The organism is Flavobacterium artemisiae (assembly GCF_042678225.1).
Taxonomy (GTDB): Bacteria; Bacteroidota; Bacteroidia; order Flavobacteriales; family Flavobacteriaceae; genus Flavobacterium; species Flavobacterium artemisiae.
Map to the genome: position 1 here is coordinate 688221 of NZ_JBHUDZ010000007.1, position 20339 is coordinate 708559.

General features: G+C 33.1%; 16 protein-coding genes. 7 read left to right on the forward strand and 9 right to left on the reverse strand.

Going from position 1 to position 20339, the window contains the following annotated elements:
- Positions 1-79 precede the first annotated feature (79 nt).
- A complete protein-coding gene (locus ACFSC2_RS08215; RefSeq protein ID WP_379816918.1) occupies positions 80-844 on the forward strand; it encodes an MBL fold metallo-hydrolase in 765 nt (254 codons plus the stop codon).
- On the opposite strand, the gene ACFSC2_RS08220 is transcribed toward ACFSC2_RS08215, so the two are convergent.
- Positions 845-3049 (reverse strand): B12-binding domain-containing radical SAM protein, encoded by a 2205-nt coding sequence (locus ACFSC2_RS08220; RefSeq protein ID WP_379816919.1) that lies wholly within the window; start codon positions 3047-3049, stop codon positions 845-847.
- Positions 3050-3182: 133 nt separating this feature from the next.
- Here ACFSC2_RS08220 and ACFSC2_RS08225 point away from each other — a divergent pair, with 133 nt between their 5' ends.
- Positions 3183-6563 carry a T9SS type B sorting domain-containing protein gene (locus ACFSC2_RS08225; protein WP_379816920.1) on the forward strand — a complete coding sequence of 1127 codons (3381 nt, stop codon included), beginning with the start codon at positions 3183-3185 and terminating at the stop codon, positions 6561-6563.
- 7 nt (positions 6564-6570) lie between these two features.
- Positions 6571-10626, forward strand: a complete 4056-nt coding sequence (locus tag ACFSC2_RS08230; protein WP_379816921.1) for a DUF7948 domain-containing protein — start codon at positions 6571-6573, stop codon at positions 10624-10626.
- Positions 10627-10720: 94 nt separating this feature from the next.
- Here ACFSC2_RS08230 and ACFSC2_RS08235 read toward each other — a convergent pair whose 3' ends face one another.
- Positions 10721-11989: an MFS transporter gene (locus ACFSC2_RS08235; RefSeq protein ID WP_379816922.1), complete on the reverse strand. Its 1269-nt coding sequence runs from the start codon at positions 11987-11989 to the stop codon at positions 10721-10723.
- Positions 11990-12261: 272 nt separating this feature from the next.
- Here ACFSC2_RS08235 and bshC point away from each other — a divergent pair, with 272 nt between their 5' ends.
- From bshC to ACFSC2_RS08250, 3 genes are all read left to right on the forward strand, one after another.
- On the forward strand, positions 12262-13851 hold the full coding sequence (bshC, locus tag ACFSC2_RS08240) for a bacillithiol biosynthesis cysteine-adding enzyme BshC (protein WP_379816923.1): 1590 nt from the start codon (positions 12262-12264) through the stop codon (positions 13849-13851).
- 208 nt (positions 13852-14059) lie between these two features.
- Complete coding sequence (locus tag ACFSC2_RS08245; RefSeq protein ID WP_379816924.1) at positions 14060-15331, forward strand: acyltransferase family protein; 1272 nt, start codon at positions 14060-14062, stop codon at positions 15329-15331.
- 208 nt (positions 15332-15539) lie between these two features.
- Positions 15540-15959: a nucleoside-diphosphate kinase gene (locus tag ACFSC2_RS08250; RefSeq protein ID WP_012026941.1), complete on the forward strand. Its 420-nt coding sequence runs from the start codon at positions 15540-15542 to the stop codon at positions 15957-15959.
- Between the two features lie 118 nt (positions 15960-16077).
- Here the strand turns inward: ACFSC2_RS08250 and ACFSC2_RS08255 are convergent, their stop codons facing one another.
- From ACFSC2_RS08255 to ACFSC2_RS08265, 3 genes are read right to left on the reverse strand one after another with little or no spacing between them, the layout of a single operon-like run.
- Positions 16078-16374, reverse strand: a complete 297-nt coding sequence (locus tag ACFSC2_RS08255; protein ID WP_379816925.1) for a DciA family protein — start codon at positions 16372-16374, stop codon at positions 16078-16080.
- On the reverse strand, positions 16355-16795 hold the full coding sequence (locus ACFSC2_RS08260) for a lipocalin-like domain-containing protein (protein WP_379816926.1): 441 nt from the start codon (positions 16793-16795) through the stop codon (positions 16355-16357). Before ACFSC2_RS08260 ends, ACFSC2_RS08255 begins: the two co-directional genes overlap by 20 nt.
- A gap of 9 nt (positions 16796-16804) precedes the next feature.
- Positions 16805-16990, reverse strand: coding sequence for a hypothetical protein (locus ACFSC2_RS08265; protein WP_379818604.1), 186 nt, complete (start codon positions 16988-16990; stop codon positions 16805-16807).
- 51 nt (positions 16991-17041) lie between these two features.
- On the opposite strand from ACFSC2_RS08265, the gene ACFSC2_RS08270 reads away from it, so the two are divergent.
- Entirely contained in the window at positions 17042-18106 is a 1065-nt protein-coding gene (locus tag ACFSC2_RS08270) for a serine hydrolase domain-containing protein (protein ID WP_379816927.1), read from the forward strand.
- A gap of 9 nt (positions 18107-18115) precedes the next feature.
- On the opposite strand, the gene ACFSC2_RS08275 is transcribed toward ACFSC2_RS08270, so the two are convergent.
- From ACFSC2_RS08275 to ACFSC2_RS08290, 4 genes are all read right to left on the reverse strand, one after another.
- Positions 18116-18712, reverse strand: coding sequence for a Zn-dependent protease (locus ACFSC2_RS08275; RefSeq protein ID WP_379816928.1), 597 nt, complete (start codon positions 18710-18712; stop codon positions 18116-18118).
- 19 nt (positions 18713-18731) lie between these two features.
- Complete coding sequence (locus ACFSC2_RS08280) at positions 18732-18911, reverse strand: hypothetical protein (protein ID WP_379816930.1); 180 nt, start codon at positions 18909-18911, stop codon at positions 18732-18734.
- A gap of 6 nt (positions 18912-18917) precedes the next feature.
- Entirely contained in the window at positions 18918-19871 is a 954-nt protein-coding gene (ftsY, locus tag ACFSC2_RS08285) for a signal recognition particle-docking protein FtsY (RefSeq protein ID WP_379816931.1), read from the reverse strand.
- A 271-nt stretch (positions 19872-20142) separates the two neighbouring features.
- Positions 20143-20295 (reverse strand): DUF4295 domain-containing protein, encoded by a 153-nt coding sequence (locus ACFSC2_RS08290; protein WP_008468081.1) that lies wholly within the window; start codon positions 20293-20295, stop codon positions 20143-20145.
- Positions 20296-20339 lie beyond the last annotated feature (44 nt).

Here is a 20339-nt window from a genome sequence, read left to right on the forward strand (position 1 = left end):
ATTCTACTAAAAATATCAAAAAAACTGTAAATAATTTCTCGAAAAAACTTTGTATTTTTAATATCTAATTTTCCTCGATATGAAATTACATCATTTGCGAAATGCCACTTTGGTGATTGAAACAGAAAAGCATGTCATTTTAGTTGACCCAATGTTAGGCAAACGAAAAACGATTCCGCCATTTACAATTTTTAGATACAAGCCAAAACGAAACCCGTTAGTAGCATTGCCAAAGAACAGTCGAGAAATTCTGACGAATGTAACGCATTGTTTAATTACGCATTTACATCCTGATCATATTGACAAGGCTGGTGAAGTATATCTAAGAAGAAAAGGTATTCCTGTAATCTGCAGCTCTAAAGACGAAAAAGAATTGACCAAAAGAGGTCTTAATGTTATTCAAACTTTGGAATATTGGGAACCGCAAAAATTTTTAGACGGGAAAATAACTGGAATTCCTGCCATTCACGGTTACGGATTTATTTCCAAATTAATGGGAAATGTAATGGGTTTTCATATCGAATTAGCCAATCAAAAATCGGTTTATGTGAGTTCTGATACCATTTTTACAGAACATGTAGAAAAAGTTTTAACCGAACTAAAACCAGATATCGCTACGGTTGCCTGCGGAACAACAAGATTAGATATTGGACAGCCTTTATTAATGCGAATGGACGACATTATAAAATTTACCACTCTTGCGCCGGGAAAAGTTTTTGCGAATCATTTAGAAGCTTTAAATCATTGTCCGACAACAAGAGCCCAATTAAAAGCAGCACTTTCTGATAATGGTCTTTTAAATAAAACTTCAATTCCGAATGATGGGGAATGTGTAGAATATTGATTATAAAACTAATAATCCAAACTCTCGTAAAGTATTTATTGGTTTTGAATACCAAAACAATTCAAAATCTTCAAGTGAAGTTTCGAAATCATTTTTGATTTCTTGAAAAGTAGCGTTTTTAGGATTTGAAATGGATATTTTATTCAAAATCGAAATCAGCCACTCGCCTTCTTCTTTACTGGTTTGAATGTCAAAACTTTCTTTTTTATCATGAAATGTTAACGACATCATTTCCCAGCTTCTGCCTTTTTTTGATTTTGTGAAAGATGATGCTGTTGGTTTTCCGCCAAGCCAAACCACTTTTGCATTTGGTTTGGTATTGAAATCGTTTTGTTCTTCTAAAGCATTAAAAATAAAATCGGGATCAATTTTGGTTCTCGGAATTTTAAAATCAAACCAATCTTGAAGCTCATAATCAAAACAGATTCCGTGCATGAAATTAAAGAGCGATTTCTTTAATCCAAAACTAAATTTATCATGATTGATACCTGTCGAATCTATGTATTCAATGTCATTATTTGCAAAAGTTCCTATCGCTTCTGTTTTCTTAGTCACACCAAATTGTTCGGGATATAAACCAACAGGACTGTGAGCCGTAAGCGCAAACTGATGCCAGAAACCGGACTGTAAAACTCCCGCTTCGAACAACTGACGAACCATTTCGAGACTATCAACTGTTTCTTGAATTGTCTGGGTTGGATATCCGTACATTAAATACGCATGAACCATAATTCCAGCTTCGGTAAAATTTCGGGTTACTTTTGCCACTTGTTCTACCGTAACGCCTTTGTCAATTAATTTTAATAGTCGATCTGAAGCAACTTCAAGTCCGCCAGAAACGGCGATACAACCAGAAGCTTTTAATAACAAACACAAATCTTTCGAAAAGCTTTTTTCGAATCGAATGTTTGTCCACCAAGTTACTGCCAATTTTCGCTTTAAGATTTCGAGTGCCAAAGCGCGCATTAAAGCTGGCGGCGCAGCTTCATCCACAAAATGAAATCCGTTTTGACCTGTCTTTTCGATTAATTCTTCAATTCGATCACAAAGCAAACTTGCTGCAACGGGTTCGTAGACTTTTATATAATCCAAAGAAATGTCACAAAAAGTACATTTTCCCCAATAACAGCCGTGCGCCATTGTAAGTTTGTTCCAACGACCGTCACTCCACATTCTGTGCATCGGATTTACGATTTCGATTACCGAAATATATTTATCCAAAGGCAGATCGGAGTAATCTGGTGTTCCTACATAAGCTTGTTTGTAATCGTGTTTAAGTGAATTGTTTTTGTAAACTACTTCTCCATTTTCTAATAAAAAAGTTCTTTTAAAAGAATCTGAATCTGGATTTTCTAAATGAAAAATTAGTTCTTCAATTGGCACTTCTCCATCATCTAAGGTGATAAAATCAAAAAACTCAAAAACACGTTTATCTGAAAGCGAACGTAATTCGGTATTTGGAAAACCACCTCCCATCGAAATTTTTATTTCAGGATGATTTTGTTTTACCCATTGTGCCGAACGAAAAGCGCTGTATAAATTCCCTGGAAAGGGAACTGAAATTAGAAATAAAGTCGGTTTTACGGTTTCTATTTTTTCTTTCAAAATAGAAATCAAAATCGAATCAATATAAGTTGGTTCTTTTTGTAAAGCTTCATACAATTCGTCAAAAGAATTGGCGCTTCGTCCTAAACGTTCCGCATATCGGCTGAAACCGAAGTTTTCATCAACACATTCCACAATAAAATCCGAAATATCTTCCAGATATAAAGTCGCTAAATGTTTGGCTTTGTCCTGCGTTCCCATTGTACCAAAAGCCCAATCGAGTTCTTCTAATTGTGCAAAACGAGAAGCTTCTGGCAGAAAATCTTCCTGACAAATCTGCAAAGCTAAAGTCGGATTTTTTCCTTGCAAAAACTGAATTACAGAATCAATCGTTTTGATGTATTCATCTTGAAGTGCAAAAATACGTTTAGAATTATCTGAGATTTCAGAATCTGAAACTTCAAACTTGACACTTGACACTTGAAACAAATCAATAAGTCCTTTTTTCGAAAACAATTCTAAAATCACATCAATACCCAGATCTGCCTGAACCGATTCGATATTTTTAGTGTTCAGAAAACCTTTTATATACGCCGTTGCCGGATACGGTGTATTCAGTTGTGTAAATGGTGGCGTGATTACAAAAAGCTTCGTTTTCAAAAGGAATATTTTTTTGCAAAAATACAGCATATTGACGACTTTTCAAGCAAAAGATTTTAGTCGTTTTCGGACTGTATTTTTGATTTTATTTTGTAGATATTTAATTACATTTGCTTCGGTCTTAAATAAACTTATGAAATACAAATTACTTTTTATACTTCTTTTTTATTCATTTTTAATGCAGAGCCAGTGTTTTGATTGCGCTAAAAATATAGGAGGCTGGAATGGGGATGCTGCAACTGATCTAAAAAAAACAAATGATGGTATCTATCTCGTAAAAAACTCAGGAAATTTTGGTGATTCTGCTGCCTTCTACAAGTATGATTTTAATTGCAATTTACTTTGGAAAAAGGAAATTGATGATTTTAGAATATATGCATCGAAACTTACCTATGATAATCAAGGAAATATTTATGTTTTAATAACATGGACTAGTGCTCACAATGTTGTAGGGCCATTCCCTATTAATTTCAACGGATTCCCTATGTATCCTGGTCTAAATTTATTTAAATTTGATAAAAATGGAAATTTACTTTGGAATAGACCAATAGGTGAAGGTGCTGATTATGGAATGAGAGATATTTATATTTATAATGAAACTATTTACATCGCAGGAACATTTTACACTGACATCAATATAAACAATGAAATTAAACTTATAAATACTGCTTATACTGGATATTATGTTTATCATCCTTTACTATTCATTGCTGCTTTTGATTTGAATGGAAATTTAAAAGATGCTAAAAAATTCGGTGACAGCAATAATGAATATACTAGTTCTGACATGGATGAAAACGGAAACTTATATATTTCCAGATATTCAAATCAAAATAGTTCTTATACCCATTCAAATATTGATAAAATTGATTCCAATCTTAATGTTGTTTGGACAAAAGAAATATCAAATAACCTAATAAAAAAAGAATCCGTTTTCAGACCCACTATTTTACATTACAATGCAAACAATAGCAAATTATATTTATGGGGTTCTTTTTACAAATCAGCTGATATACTTGGTACCATTTACAACGAGCCAATTGCAGGTTTAAACTCAAACCAAAGTATTCTCTCAGAATTCGATACAACTACAGGAAATTTAGAAAGAATTAAGCAAATTAATAACTCTTCCACCTTGCCTCTTCCCGGTATAAACGGACATAGTGCAGGTAATACAGCCTTTTTGACTGAAAAAGACAATGAGCTTTATATTTTTTCGAGTTTTACAGGAACAATGACATTTCCTAATGGTACTATTAGTTCACGTCTTTATCAAAGTGGCGGCGTTTATTACAGTAATGAGGAATTAGTATTATTTAAAATAAACTTAAATAGTTTTGATTCTGAATTTATATTAAAATCTTCTGGAACAAATTATTATTCAAGTGGCAAGTCAACTGATGCGGCAAATCCTATTTTATTCAATGGTACTGATCTATATCTCACATCCAGTTTTCAAAGCTCACCCTTAATAATTAACAATACAACAATAAACAACAACAGCGGAAATAATGCTTCTGACGTAATGCTCTATAAATATAAATTAGACGCTTCATCTAATTCAGGTGAAATAATAGCCGAAAACACATGTTCTAATATGCCAGTTAATTTCTTAGTAAGAGGCACATTTGATTCTATATTATGGGATTTTGATGATCCAAATTCAACAACCAACAATAGCGCAGCAATAAATAATCCACAACATCAATTTACTGCTTCAAGAGCATATAATGTTTCTGCAATAATAAAATGTGGAACTGAAACCCAAACTTTAAAAAAAGAAATTATAATTACAAATATTCCAAATAGTATAACTCTAAATCCTATTTATGCCTGTGAATCAATTTCTGGTACAGGAATTTCAAACTCTTTTGACACATCAAATATTAACAACAAAATTATTGATAATCAAACAAATTTAGTAGTTGAATATAGAGATTCAAAAGGCAATTTATTACCAAATCCTTTACCAAATCCATACACAAATAATGTAAAAAATGAAGAAGTTATCAAAGTTAAAAGCTATTTTTCTTCTAACCCTTCATGTTTCTTTGAAACTGATTTAAAATTCATTACAAATGCAAAACCTGCAAATCTTTTAATTAATTCTCCTCAAACTTTCTGTGTTCAGCAAAATGCCTCTTTAAGTGATATTCAAATAACTGGACAAAGTATAAAGTGGTACAATGCACAAACTGCTGGAACACTTTTATCTAATACAACTCCACTTCAAAACGGAGTAACTTATTATGCATCTCAAACTGTAAACGGATGTGAAAGCGACAGAGCAGCTGTTTCAATTAATATTCAAAACACATTAGCTCCAACAGGAAATGCAAACCAATCTTTTTGTACAGATCAAAATTCGACTATTTCAAATATTGAAATTACAGAAACTAACATAAAATGGTACGATTCAACAACAAACGGAACTTTATTAGCAGAAACTACCACTTTACAAAACGGAAAAACCTATTACGCTTCTCAAACTATAAATAATTGTGAAGGACCTAGATTAGGAGTTACCGTTTCAATTGTAAATACACCTTCCATTCCAGCTGGAAATCCAGAACAATCTTTTTGTAAGAAAGAAAACAAAACATTAAATGATGTTCAAATAACAGGACAAAACATAAAATGGTATGACACCGCTTTTTCGGCATCTTCTCTGTCAAATACTACAGTATTAGAAAACAACAAAACCTATTACGCTTCTCAAACAATCGGATGTGAGAGTGATAGAACACCAATTCTTGTAAATGTTTATGATACTCCTTTACCAACAGGAAATAACAATCAACAGTTTTGTATCGATGAAATTGCAATGATTGAAGATCTTAATATTACAGGGACTGCTTTGAAATGGTTTGATGCCCCAGCAAACGGAAATACAATTTCAGAAACAACTTTATTGCAAAACGCAACTTATTATGTTTCGCAAACATTAAACAACTGCGAAAGTGAAAGATTCGCTATTACTGTAAAAATTCAAGATACTCCAATTCCAAATGTCGATTCTCCGCAAGTATTTTGCATTCAAAAAAATGCATTAATTAAAGATATTGATATCACGGGACAAAATATAAAATGGTTTTCAAATTCAGCTTCAAATACTGCTTTATCAGAATCAACACCTCTTGAAAACGGAATCACTTATTACGCTTCTCAAACAATAAGCAATTGCGAAAGCGACAAGATTCCTGTTACAATAAATATACTTGGAGCGACAATAGGAGATTGTATCAATTTTGTAGATGAACTTCCTTATCCAAAATTCTTTACTCCAAATAACGATGGCCATAATGATATATGGACTATTGATTTTCTTTATTTAGCGCCAAATACTGGAATTAGAATTTTCGACCGCTATGGAAAATTTATTAAAGAATTACGTCTAGGCGCTTCTTGGGACGGGACTTATCTTGGACAACAAGAACAATCTTCAGATTATTGGTTTACTGTTACAAGGTTAAACGGAACAGAATTTAGAGGTCATTTTACTTTGAAAAGATAGAATAAACATGAAACAAATTTCTATTTTATTATTCTTACTTTATTTTATTCCATTGTTTTCTCAAAGCAAAAACCAATCTATTGGTTTTAAAGAAAATAAAGGTCAGATTATTGATCAAAAAGGAAAACCGAATACGACTGTAAAATATTTACTGAACTCTGGAGGATTAAATGTTCAGCTTAAAAAAAATGGTTTTTCGTATGATATCTATGAGGTAAAAAAAACTCCAAAACCAAATTCACAAACATCAAAAACACTTCCATATAAAATTTCTGAAAAGGAAAAAGAAGAATTTGCTTTAGAATATTTATTTCATCGAGTTGATATTGATTTCATAAACTCAAACTCAAAGGTTGAATTAATTGCCGAACAAAAATTAACAGGTTCCGACAATTATTACAATGTACCAAACAAGCCCGAAGGAATTGTTGGCGTGAATCAATACAAACAGGTTACTTATAAAAACATCTATCCAAATATTGATGTTGTTTTTATGATTCCTGAAGACCCTAAAAAAACAGTTGAATACAATTTTATTGTTCATCCAAAAGGAAAATTCTCCGATATTGAATTAAAATTTAATGGTGCTGAAACAGATTTAGTTGATAACAAACTCCAGATGAACGTTCGTTTTGGAAAAATGGAAGAAACCCTGCCTGCTAGTTGGATTGAGGATGGAACTGCAAAAAAAGCGATTTCTGTTGTATATACTAAAATCAAGAAAAATGTTTATGGTTTTACTTCATCAAACAAAACAGAAGGGAAAACTGTAATTATTGACCCTGTACCTATAAGGCTTTGGGGAACTTTTTATGGAGATGAAACAAATATTCACATTTCTCTTGGCCCTTCTAATATTAGCACTGATTCTTTCGGAAATGCCTATGTTTCCGGAACCACGACGGCAAATAATTCATCTTATGCAACAACTGGTGCTCACCAAACTTCAATTCCTCCTTCTCCTTATCTGGCCACAAATGGTATAATTGAAAAATTCGATCCAGATGGAAAACGATTATGGGGCACTTATTATGGAGGACAAGATTATAATACAATTACTGGAATAAAAACTGATCATCAAAACAATATTTTAATAACAGGATCAACTCAATCTAAGATAAATATTAGTACAATTGGTTCTTACAAACCAACTTTAGATGGATACACCGATGCGTTTGTTGCTAAATTTAATTCTTCAGGTGTGAGAATGTGGGGAACGTATTTTGGAGGTGAAGGCGGTGAAATTGCGAATGCATTAGCACTGGATGATAATGATAATATTTATATAACCGGAAGTACGACAAGTAGAACCAATATTAGCGTAAATAACAATTTTCAGACACAATTAAATGAATCGCCTACCTCTTCTAATAGTGATGGCTTTCTAGCCAAATTAAATTCGGGAGGAAATTTAATCTGGAGTACATATATTGGCGGTGAAGCCCAAGAAGATTTAAAAGCTATAGCCGTTCGTAATAATACTATTGCACTTGGAGGTTATTCATCTAGTTTTACAAATATAGCTACTCCTGGTGTTTTTCAGGAAGCTCATAATGAAATCACACATCCTGATGGAATCGTTTACAAATTTTCAACAAATGGACAAAGAAAATGGTCAACTTACTATGGAGGTGAACAAGTTGATTATATATATAGCATTGAAATTGATGACGAAGACAACATCTATATTGGAGGAGAAACAGCTAGTAAAATTAATATGACATCTCCAGGAAGTTTTGACAGTTCAAATCCTTTTTTGTACAAAGGTTTTTTTGCAAAATTAAACAATAATGGACAAAGGGTATGGGGAACTTATTTAGGAGAAGCTTACGTATACTCGATTATTTTTAAAAATAATTCATTGTATTTAGGCGCAACAAATTTTGGTTTTTCATATGCTAAATTAACCAGTCCCTGTTCCTATAAATCGAATGAAGATTTTGAAGGATATATTGGAAAATTTTCTAAAGAAGCAGATTTTATATGGGGAAGTTTCGTAGGTGGAAGAAGTACATTTAAAACCACTAGAATAGCACTAGCCAATAATAATATGATATTTGTTAGTGGAATTTCATCTGAAAATAATGGTATTGCTGATGCAACTTCTCATCAATCTACCGTATTAGGGTATTTTGATAATTACTTTTTAATGAAATTTGAAGAACCCGTTTTAACTAATATTCCTACCATTGATAGCAATTCTCCAGTGTGCATTGGCAAAAAAATAGAATTAAAAGCATCTGGTGGAACTAATTATCTATGGACAGGCCCAAACGGTTTTACTTCAACAGATCAAAATCCAACAATCGCAAATGTTTCATCAATTAATTCAGGAGAATATAGATGTGTAATTACAGGAACTGGAGGTTGTGACGATACAAAAAAAATTAATGTCATTATTGGCGACATAGAAGCTCCAATTCCTGTTTTAACAACTCTTCCTACAATAACTGGAGATTGCAACACAACTGTAACAACAATTCCAACAGCAAATGACGTCTGCGCTGGAATAATTAATGGAACAACAACCAGTCCTCTATCCTATAGTTTGCCTGGAACTTATACCATTGTCTGGAATTATAATGATGGAAACGGAAATTCGTCAACGCAGAATCAAACGGTTACAATTACAGGTCAGCCGTTACCAAGCATAAATTCTCCGCAAACGTTCTGTGTTCAGCAAAACGCAACTTTAAATGATATTCAAATTACTGGACAAAGTATAAAGTGGTACAATGCACAAATTGCTGGAACACTTTTATCTAACACAACTCCACTTCAAAACGGAGTAACTTATTATGCATCTCAAACTGTAAACGGATGTGAAAGCGAAAGAGCGGCTGTTTTAATTACTATTCAAAACACATTAGCTCCGACAGGAAACGTAAATCAAACATTTTGTACAGCTCAAAATTCAAGTATTTCAAATTTAGAAATTACTGGAAATTCCATAAAATGGTACGATGCGTTAACCAACGGTTCATTATTAACAGAAACAACTACACTAGAAAACGGAAAAACCTATTACGCTTCTCAAACTATAAATAATTGTGAAGGACCTAGATTAGGAGTTACCGTTTCAATTGTAAATACACCTTCCATTCCAGCTGGAAATCCAGAACAATCTTTTTGCAAGAAAGAAAACAAAACATTAAATGACGTTCAAATAACAGGACAAAACATAAAATGGTATGACACCGCTTTTTCGGCATCTTCTCTGTCAAATACTACAGTATTAGAAAACAACAAAACCTATTACGCTTCTCAAACAATCGGATGTGAAAGCGACAGAACTCCAATTCTTGTTCATGTTTACGATACTCCTTTGCCAGCAGGAAATAATAATCAGCAATTTTGTATTGACGAAATCGCAACAATCGAAAATCTAAATATTACTGGAGTAAATGTAAAGTGGTATGATGCACCAGTAAACGGAAACACTTTACCAGAAACAACTCTGTTAGAAAGCAAAATTTATTACGCTACACAAACATTAAATAATTGTGAAAGCCAAAGATTACCTGTAATCGTAAAAGTTCAAGATACCTCTATACCGAATGCGGATTCTCCACAACAATTCTGTATTCAGAAAAATGCAAGAATTAGGGATATTAAAATAATAGGAGAAAATATTAAGTGGTATGAAACGGCCTCATCTCCTACCGGATTATCTGAAATAACCGAACTTATAGACGGAATCACGTATTATGCTTCTCAAACTATTAGTGGGTGTGAGAGTGACAAAATTCCTGTTACAATAAATATACTTGGAGCGACAATAGGAGATTGTATCAATTTTGTAGATGAACTTCCATATCCTAAATTCTTTACTCCAAATAACGATGGCCATAATGATACATGGACTATTGATTTTGTTTATTTAGCGCCAAATACTGGAATTAGAATTTTTGACCGCTACGGAAAATTCATTAAGGAATTACGTCTAGACGCTTCTTGGGACGGGACTTATCTTGGACAACAAGAACCATCTTCAGATTATTGGTTTACTGTTACAAGGTTTAACGGAACAGAATTTAGAGGTCATTTTACTTTGAAAAGATAATATTAAACAACACAGCCCACAAAATTTATAAATAATCTTGTGGGCTGTGTTTATTATGAAATTTCGTAATTACGAATTTTTAGTGAAATCAATTTTAAAACTTATGCTCATCCTTACTAATAACCAAAAATGAAATAAAGGATATAAGTGCAGCAGTAACTAAATAAAAGCCCACATAACTCACATCATATGTCTTGGCTAACCAAATGGCAATCATCGGCGCAAAAGCTGCTCCCAAAATTCCTGCCATATTAAAGGTTAATGAAGCGCCAGAATAACGAACATTCGTCGGAAATAATTCAGATAAAAAAGTTCCTAAAGGTCCGTAAGTGAAGCCCATCAAAGACATTCCGATACAGGCAAAGATGGCAACTTGAATAATATTTCCTTCACTTAAAAAGTACGAAAAGAAAAATCCGAAAATTGCAATGGCGGCCGTAGCGAAAATAAGCATTTTACGACGCCCGATTTTATCTGCCACAACAGCCGAAACTGGAATAAAAAGAGCAAAAAACAATACCGAAAACAATTGTATTAATAATCCGTCTCGTTTCACAATTCCTAAATCTGAAGTTGCCCAGCTTAAGGTAAATACTGTCATTAAATAAAAAACCAAGAAAGTAGTTATAGCTGCAAATGTTCCAAAGATTAATTGATTTTTATAAGACTGTACCAAAGTTAAAAATGGAACTTTTACTTCTTCTTCATGCTTTTTAGCATTTTCAAAAGAAGGTGTTTCTGTGATTTTAGTTCGGATGTAAAAACCAACTATAACCAAAAGCGCACTCGCAATAAACGGAATTCTCCAGCCATAATTCATAAAGTCTTCATTACTCATAGAATCGGTCAATATTAAAAAAGTTCCTCCCGAAAGCAATAAACCGATTGGTGCTCCCAATTGCGGAAACATTCCGTACCAGGCACGTTTGTTTGGCGGTGCATTTTCGATCGCCAGTAATACGGCTCCACCCCATTCTCCGCCTAAACCAACGCCTTGTCCGAATCGACATAACATTAACAATAATGGCGCAGCAACACCGATGCTTTCGTAACTTGGCAGAAATCCTATTGTAACGGTTGAAATTCCCATTGTCAATAAAGCAGCAACTAAGGTAAATTTACGACCAATTTTATCGCCATAATGTCCGAAAAAAGCAGAACCTAACGGACGCGATAAAAATGCGATTGAAAAAGTCGCCAAAGATTCTAATGTCGCCATTGTCGAATCTGAACTTGGAAAAAATAATTGTGGAAAAACCAATACAGCAGCATTGGCATAAATATAAAAATCAAAAAATTCGATTGTGGTACCAATTAAGCTGCCAAAAAGAACATGTCTCAAAGAATTTTGTTTAGGCTTCATGTAAAATAGATATAACTTTTTTTTACTTGCAAAAATAGAGTTTCATTATTAATAATTCATCTTTAAACAAATTAGTTTCAGAACAGTATTTATTTTTTAACAAATTCCATGTGTTTTTCATTTTAAAAACTACGATGTGAACCAAATTTAAAAACCTGATTATCGGAACTTTAAAACAAAAATTAAAATATCAATTCTTAAGCAATTGTTAATAGCGTTTTTACCTGTATATTTTCATTAAATTTACAGCTGTCAAAAATAAATTTAAAATTATGCCTACCGACTGTATCAGCTACCAAACCTCAGGATATTTCTCTAAATTGATACAAGATTATTTAGATCAAAAATCAGAATTAAAAACGCTGTACAATCATTTTCCAACTTTGGAAAACTTCGAAAAACAAATTGCTGAAAAAGAAACCAATTTTGATAACGCCAATCGAATTCCGTTGGTTGAAACTCTAAAAAAGCAATATCAGCAAATGGAAATCTCAGATTCGACTAAACAAAATATTGAACTTTTAGCACTTCAAAATACATTTACTATTACAACCGGACACCAATTAAATTTATTTAGCGGACCGTTGTATTTCTTGTACAAAATCATTTCGACGATTAATTTAACTAAAGAACTAAAGTTGAAATATCCGTCGCAGAATTTTGTTCCAATTTATTGGATGGCAACAGAAGATCACGATTTTGAAGAGATCAATTATTTTAACTTTAAAGGAAAAAAATTCCGCTGGAATGCAGAAAGCACTGGACCCGTTGGAAGATTATCAACAACAGGTCTTGAAGAATTCTTCGAAATTTATTCAAAAGAATTAGGTTCAAATACCAATGCAACTATTTTAAAAAAGCTTTTTGAAGATTCTTATCTAAAACATTCAAACCTTGCAGACGCTACACGTTTTCTGGCAAACAGCCTTTTTGCAAATTATGGTTTGGTTATTTTAGATGCCGATGATGCCGATTTAAAACGTACCTTTATTCCGTTTGTAAAAGAAGAACTAGAAAATCAAACCTCTTTTAAAGCGGTTCAGGAATCCATCAAAGAGTTACAAGAATATACAGCACAAGTAAATCCGCGAGAGATAAATTTATTTTATATTGAAGATAAATTAAGAGAACGAATCATTTTTGAAAATGATAAATACTATGTAAACCATACTAAAATTTCATTTTCTAAAGAAGAGATATTTACTGAGCTGGAAAATCATCCAGAAAAATTCAGCCCAAATGTGATTATGCGTCCGCTTTACCAAGAAATCATCCTGCCTAATTTATGCTACATCGGCGGAGGCGGAGAAATTGCTTATTGGTTAGAATTAAAAGCCTTTTTTGATGCTGTAAAGATTACTTTTCCAATGTTATTGATTCGTAATTCCGTTTTATTAGCAACCGAAAAACAAGCTAAAAAAGCAGATAATTTAAATTTAAGCTGGAAAGATTTATTCAATAAACCAGAAAATTTAATCAACGCGATAACACACAAACTTTCTCCTTTTCCAATTGATTTGACTGTTCAAAAAGAAGCACTTGAAAATCAGTTTAAATATCTTTTTGAACTGGCAGAACAAACCGACAAGTCTTTTTCTGGAGCTGTAAAAGCACAAGAAGTAAAGCAAAAGAAAGGTTTAGATAATCTGGAAAAACGTTTATTAAAAGCTCAAAAAAGAAAACTTCACGATCAATTACAACGTGTAACAGATTTACAATGTGAGTTATTTCCAAATAAAAGTCTACAGGAGCGTCAAGCTAATTTTTCTGAATTTTATTTAGAAAACGGCGAACAATTGATTCCGCTATTAATTCAAAAATTAAAACCTTTAGAAAATAATTTTAATATTATAACGATTTAATATAGTCTGCCACGAATTTTACTAATTACACTAATTTTTATCTCGAAAAACTATAAAGTAATTCGTGAAAAATAATGAAATTCGTGGCAGGCAAAAAAATAAAATAATAATTCTCGAGAAACAAATAACCACCTTCTTCTCAACATTATTATTCCTCAAACCAAATAGCGATTTTTTAAATTATTAACTAACCTATTTACCCAAACCAATGGTAAAAGAACGCTTAATTTCGCTAGATGTCTTTCGTGGACTCACTATTTTATTAATGACAATTGTAAACAATCCCGGCGACTGGGGAAATGTTTACCCGCCCCTGCTGCACGCGCATTGGAACGGTTGTACTCCAACCGATTTAGTCTTTCCGTTTTTTATTTTTATAATGGGAGTTGCTGTACCTCTTGCAATGCCTGAAAAATTCTATGACGATACTACATTCAACAAAATTCTCATTCGATCACTTCGAATGTTCTGTCTCGGAATCTTTTTTAATTTCTTCGGCAAAATTCAATTATTTGGTTTAGAAGGTATTCCTTTACTTATTGGGAGACTAGTTATTACAATCGCTGTCGGATATGCTTTGATGGGAAGTTTTAGTAACCGTCTCAAAAACATTTTAGCATTTAGTACTCTCGCTATCTATTTAATACTCGCTTATGGTGGTTTTGAAAATTATCAAGACGTTAGACTTCCAGGAGTTTTACAGCGAATTGCTGTTGTTTATTTTGTAGTTTCTTTGTTATATCTAAAAACATCCAAAAAAACACAAATCATTACAGGAATGGTTTTGTTATTAGGATATTGGGCAATTATGACATTAATTCCTGTGCCAGGCGTCGGAGAAGCTAATCTAGAAAGCGGAACAAATTTAGCCGCTTGGGTTGACAGCGTTTTACTAAAAGATCATGTTTATCACGAAACCAAAACATGGGATCCAGAAGGAATCTTAAGTACCATTCCGTCAATTGTTAACGGAATTATTGGTTTATTGATCGGACAAATTTTATTGTACAACGTTACTAAAATCCAAAAAGCCCAGCAAATGGGAATTACAGGTACTGTATTAATCTTTTTAGGATTAATCTGGGATTTGGTTTTCCCAATCAATAAATCCATCTGGACAAGCAGTTATGTTTTATACACTACGGGATTAGCCACAGTATTTCTCACTATATTATATTACACAATCGATATTGCCGATTACAAAAAAGGCTTTAAACTATTCTTAATTTGGGGAGTAAATCCGATGATTGTTTTCTTTGCTTCACAGATTATTCCGCAGGGATTGGTCATGATACAATTTCAAAATCCAGAAAATCCAGAACAGCAGACCAATCTTTTAAGCTTTTTGTATTATTCAGGAATCGTGCCCTTTTTCAGTAATCCGATGACAGCTTCTTTGGCGGGAGCGCTTACTTACGTAACAATCTGGACATTTATTCTCTGGATTTTCTACAGAAATAAATTAATTTTTAAGGTATAATTTTTTCACCATATAAGTGATCTAAGTTTTATTTTAAAAATGCGATAAAAAAATTACACAAAATAAATTTAAATGAACTTACATCACTTATATCGTTTAAATATTTTTTTCACTAAAAGAGCATTCTAGCCTATTTAAATTATGAATTTATTAAAATCAATTCATAAAAAAAACATACTTTTGCACAAAATTAAAAATAAGCAATAAAATGGCAACAAATAGAACTTTTACAATGATTAAACCAGATGCTGTTGCAAACGGACACATCGGTAATATCTTAGCAATGATCACAAACGGTGGTTTCAAAATCGTTTCATTAAAATTAACTCAATTAACTGTTGCAGATGCAAAAGCATTTTACGCAGTTCACGCAGAAAGACCTTTCTACGGAGAATTAGTTGAATTCATGTCTCGCGGACCAATCGTTGCTGCTATTTTAGAAAAAGATAATGCAGTAGAAGATTTCAGAACTTTAATTGGAGCGACAAACCCAGCTGAAGCTGCTGAAGGAACTATTCGTAAAGCATACGCTACTTCAATCGGAGAAAATGCAGTTCACGGATCTGACAGCGACGAAAATGCTGCAATCGAAAGTGCATTCCACTTTGCTGGAAGAGAGCAGTTTTAATTTATGATTTTAGAGTTCAGATTTTAGATTGCTGAACTTCAAAGTCAAAGCAAAAAAATCCATCTGTCGCGACAGATGGATTTTTTTTATATGAAAATCTAAAATCTAAAATCTAAAATTACCGAAGCACCACTTCCTTCACAACCTCACGTCCCAATTCCTCATTAATCATCTTAATGATTTTATACTTTCCATGGGATAGTTCTTCGCGTAAAACAGAAGAACCCAATTCTACATACAGCGTACTTCCTTTAAGAACCACATTTCTGGTATAGGTGTTTACACCGCTTCCCATAAGCTGTTTCCATGCATCTCGCACGTCAATTTGATCCATTCCTGGTTGTAATTTATTAACCTGAATGATCTGCTGTAAAACAGCGCTTATCGGAGTTTCATTATTTAGTCTTTTCGCCATCGTTCAATAAGTTTATTGGTGCTGCTTTTTTGTAATGATATTCAATTTTTTGTGGATTTTTAACCACTAACTTCTCATCCGAAAGTGAAATAATTTCTTCACTCCATTTTGCATAATCCGTTTTATAGTCTAAGAAAACCTGTTCTCCAGCGAATCGTACCGTAACATTTTCAAAAGTATCTGTTGTTAAAAATGTTCCGTCAAACTGCGGCGCTACTTTCGTACGAACACCTTTATTGTCCTTAATCTGAAAAAAATCAAACGTTTCATTCATCTTATATTCTTTCTCTTCGCCTTTCTCCAAAACCACTTTTTCAATTTCCCAATAACCGTTCAATTTCGCAATATCTGCTGGTTTAATTTCCTGTTTGCAGCTTACAAACAAAAGCGACAAAACCAAAACCATAAAAGTGTTTTTCATATTTATTCATTAAAATTTAAAATCAGAAGAATTAGAAGCTGGTACCTGCTGTACGCTGTATCTTTTGTGGCGAACCCCGCCACAAAAGGATGCCGCTCCCATCAGGGCTAGGACTCCCGTTTTCAAAAGAAAATTTTCTTGGACTACAAAGATAATCTTATAATCATCAAAAGACATAAAAATCAAGAAACTCATTAAACTATTTTCTATATTTTTGATCTTAACCAAAACTTAACTCCAAAAACCATGACCAAAACCATTTTTAAAACACTGATAATCTTAAGCTTTATCAGTTGCAGCAGTGATCCCAAAGAAGAAATTCCGACACCAGAAGAAAGCATGTATTTTCCGCCAATTTCAAATACAACATGGGAAACAAAATCTATTGCCGATTTAGGATGGAAACAAACAGCAGTACAACCGCTTTTAGATTATCTAGAATTAAAAAATTCTAAATCTTTCATTATTTTAGTAAACGGACGAATAGTTCTCGAAAACTATTTTCACGATCATAACGCTTCCACAAATTGGTATTGGGCAAGTGCAGGAAAAACGCTAACTTCTACAGTAACCGGAATTGCACAACAGGAAAACCTCCTAAACATCAACAATAAAGTTTCTCAATATTTAGGAACAGGATGGACAAGCGAACCCCTTGCAAAAGAAAACCTAATTACCTGTAAACATCTTTTAACCATGACCTCTGGACTTGATGACAGTACAGACGATGTTGATCCAGAAGACCTAATTTACAAAGCCGATGCAGGAACAAGATGGGCTTATCATAATGTATATGTAAAATTGCAAGATGTAGTAGAAAAAGCAAGCGGGCAAAGCTGGTCGAATTATTTCAACAGCAAATTGAGAGATAAAATCGGAATGAATGGTACTTGGGTACAACTTGGTGCAAACAGCGTTTATACAAGTACAACACGAAGCATGGCGCGTTTTGGCTTACTTATGCTGAATAAAGGAAAATGGGACAATAATGTAATTCTCAACGAAGCCTTTTTTAATGAAGCGACAACAACATCTCAAAATATCAATTTAGGATACGGCTATCTGTGGTGGCTAAACGGAAAAGCAAGTTATCATTTACCTCAGTATCAATTAACTTTTCAAGGAAGTGTAATTCCGACTGGACCAACAGATATGTTTATGGCACTTGGTAAAAATGATCAAAAAATATATGTTGTTCCTAGCAAGAAAATGGTCGTAATCAGAATGGGTGATGCTGCTGACATTGTCAACTTAGCACTTTCTGATTTTGATAAAGTATTATGGGAAAAGATTGCTGCTTTGTATCAGTAAAAAACAGTCTTAAATCAAAGACCAGCCCTTATTTTCTAAAAAGCTTTTGCAATTATTGCAGAAGCTTTTTTCTTCATTAAAAGGATTACCGCCTTTGGCATCGCGCATTAAACAAGTTTTTACTTTACAATACGGCAAACCTTCTGTATGCCCTAGTTCATGCAAAACTAATTTATAAAACTGTTCGTTTTTGTTTTTACGAGAAAGTCTAAAAGTAGAGACTACACAAGATTTACCAGGATTATAGCCCAATCCCATAACTCCCCAGTCTTTGATCCCGTTTTTTGTTGTACTGATATCAAAATTAGACAAGCCAACAATAACAGAATCTTTCTCAATATTATTTTTAAGACTTTTAATAATACTATCTGCTCGATATCTATTTCGGGGCTGGTAATAAGAACCTTTCGGAAATTCAATATTTTTCCTTAAAACCACATTTGGATTAATTGCCTTAATTTCTGAAAGAACTCTTTCTGCTTCATTCAAAGAAAAATCACCCAAAGGCTGGATAACAATGACTTTTTGAATCGGCGTACTATTTTCGTTTTTCTTATTTGTACAGCTTACAAAAACAAAAAATAAAACAAACAGAAAGTATTTCATAAAACGAGTAATAGGCAAACTATCTTTTAGTACGAGATCTTTTGATCGCGCCAACAAAGAACAAACCTATTCCTAAAACTAATAAAATGTAGTATATAGAAATATTTTTATCTTTTAAAACACTCGCCAATACAAAACAGATAACGCTTGCAAAATAAAAAGTCGAAGGCGTCATATTTTTTAATGAAGAAAAACTCATTGTAAATTATTTAAAGAAACTGTCAACGAACTCATATTTATTAAAGACTTGTAAATCTTCAATTCCTTCGCCGACACCAATATATTTAACTGGAATTTTAAATTGATCTGAAATACCAATTACAACTCCTCCTTTTGCTGTTCCGTCCAATTTTGTAACTGCTAATGAAGTAACTTCTGTCGCAGCTGTAAATTGTTTTGCCTGTTCAAAAGCATTTTGACCTGTTGAACCATCTAAAACCAATAATACATCGTGAGGAGCATCTGCAACCACTTTTTGCATTACGCGTTTTACTTTGGTCAGCTCATTCATCAAGTTGATTTTATTATGAAGACGTCCCGCAGTATCAATAATTACAACATCCGCATCTTGTGCAACCGCAGATTGCAGTGTATCAAAAGCTACTGAAGCTGGATCACTTCCCATTTGCTGTCTTACAATTGGCACATCTACTCGATCTGCCCAAACCTGCAATTGGTCAATTGCTGCAGCGCGGAAAGTATCTGCTGCTCCTAAAACAACTTTATGTCCTGCTTTTTTAAATTGATAAGCCAGCTTTCCGATAGTAGTTGTTTTCCCTACTCCGTTTACTCCAACTACCATTAAAACATAGGGCTTTTTATCTTTTGGAACTTCAAATTCAGTTGCTTCACCTGTGTTTGTTTCAGACAATAACGCTCCGATTTCATCACGAAGAATCTGGTTTAATTCATCAGTTCCTAAATATTTGTCTTCTGAAACTCTTTTTTCAATTCTTGTAATGATTTTTAATGTTGTATTTACTCCAACATCAGATGCTACTAAAACTTCTTCCAGATTATCTAAAACGTCATCATCAACTTTAGATTTTCCAGCAACGGCTTTGCTTAACTTTGAGAAAAAAGTAGTTTTTGTTTTTTCAAGACCTTTGTCTAAAGTCTCTTTTTTATCGGTAGAGAATAATTTTTTAAAAAAACTCATTTTATAATAGATTGTTAGTTTTTTTGAATTACAAGATTTCTGGCTTCTTGATAATCCTAATGCTTAAAAAAAGCAAATTGTTTGTTTTTAGCCCCGATAGAAACGGCATCCTTTGCTTGCCTTCTTTAGGCAAGTAAAGATATAGTGGATAGCGGGAACTACTGTTTAAAAGAAGCCGATTGTTGTGCTCCTCCTAAAACTTTAGACAAATATAGGTAATAAAAAAGCTACTTCCGAATGAAAGTAGCTTTTCTATATAATGTGATTGTAATTATTTCTTTTTCAAGAATTCATCAACTTCTTCAGGAGCCATAATAGATTCTACGAATGTATATGCACCAGTTTTAGGAGATTTCACCATTTTGATGGCTTTTGATAATCTCTTAGAAGATGTTTGTAACGATGCTACGGTTTTCTTTGCCATGATTCAAATGTTATTGAACTTTTCATAAAACTCGAATGGCCATA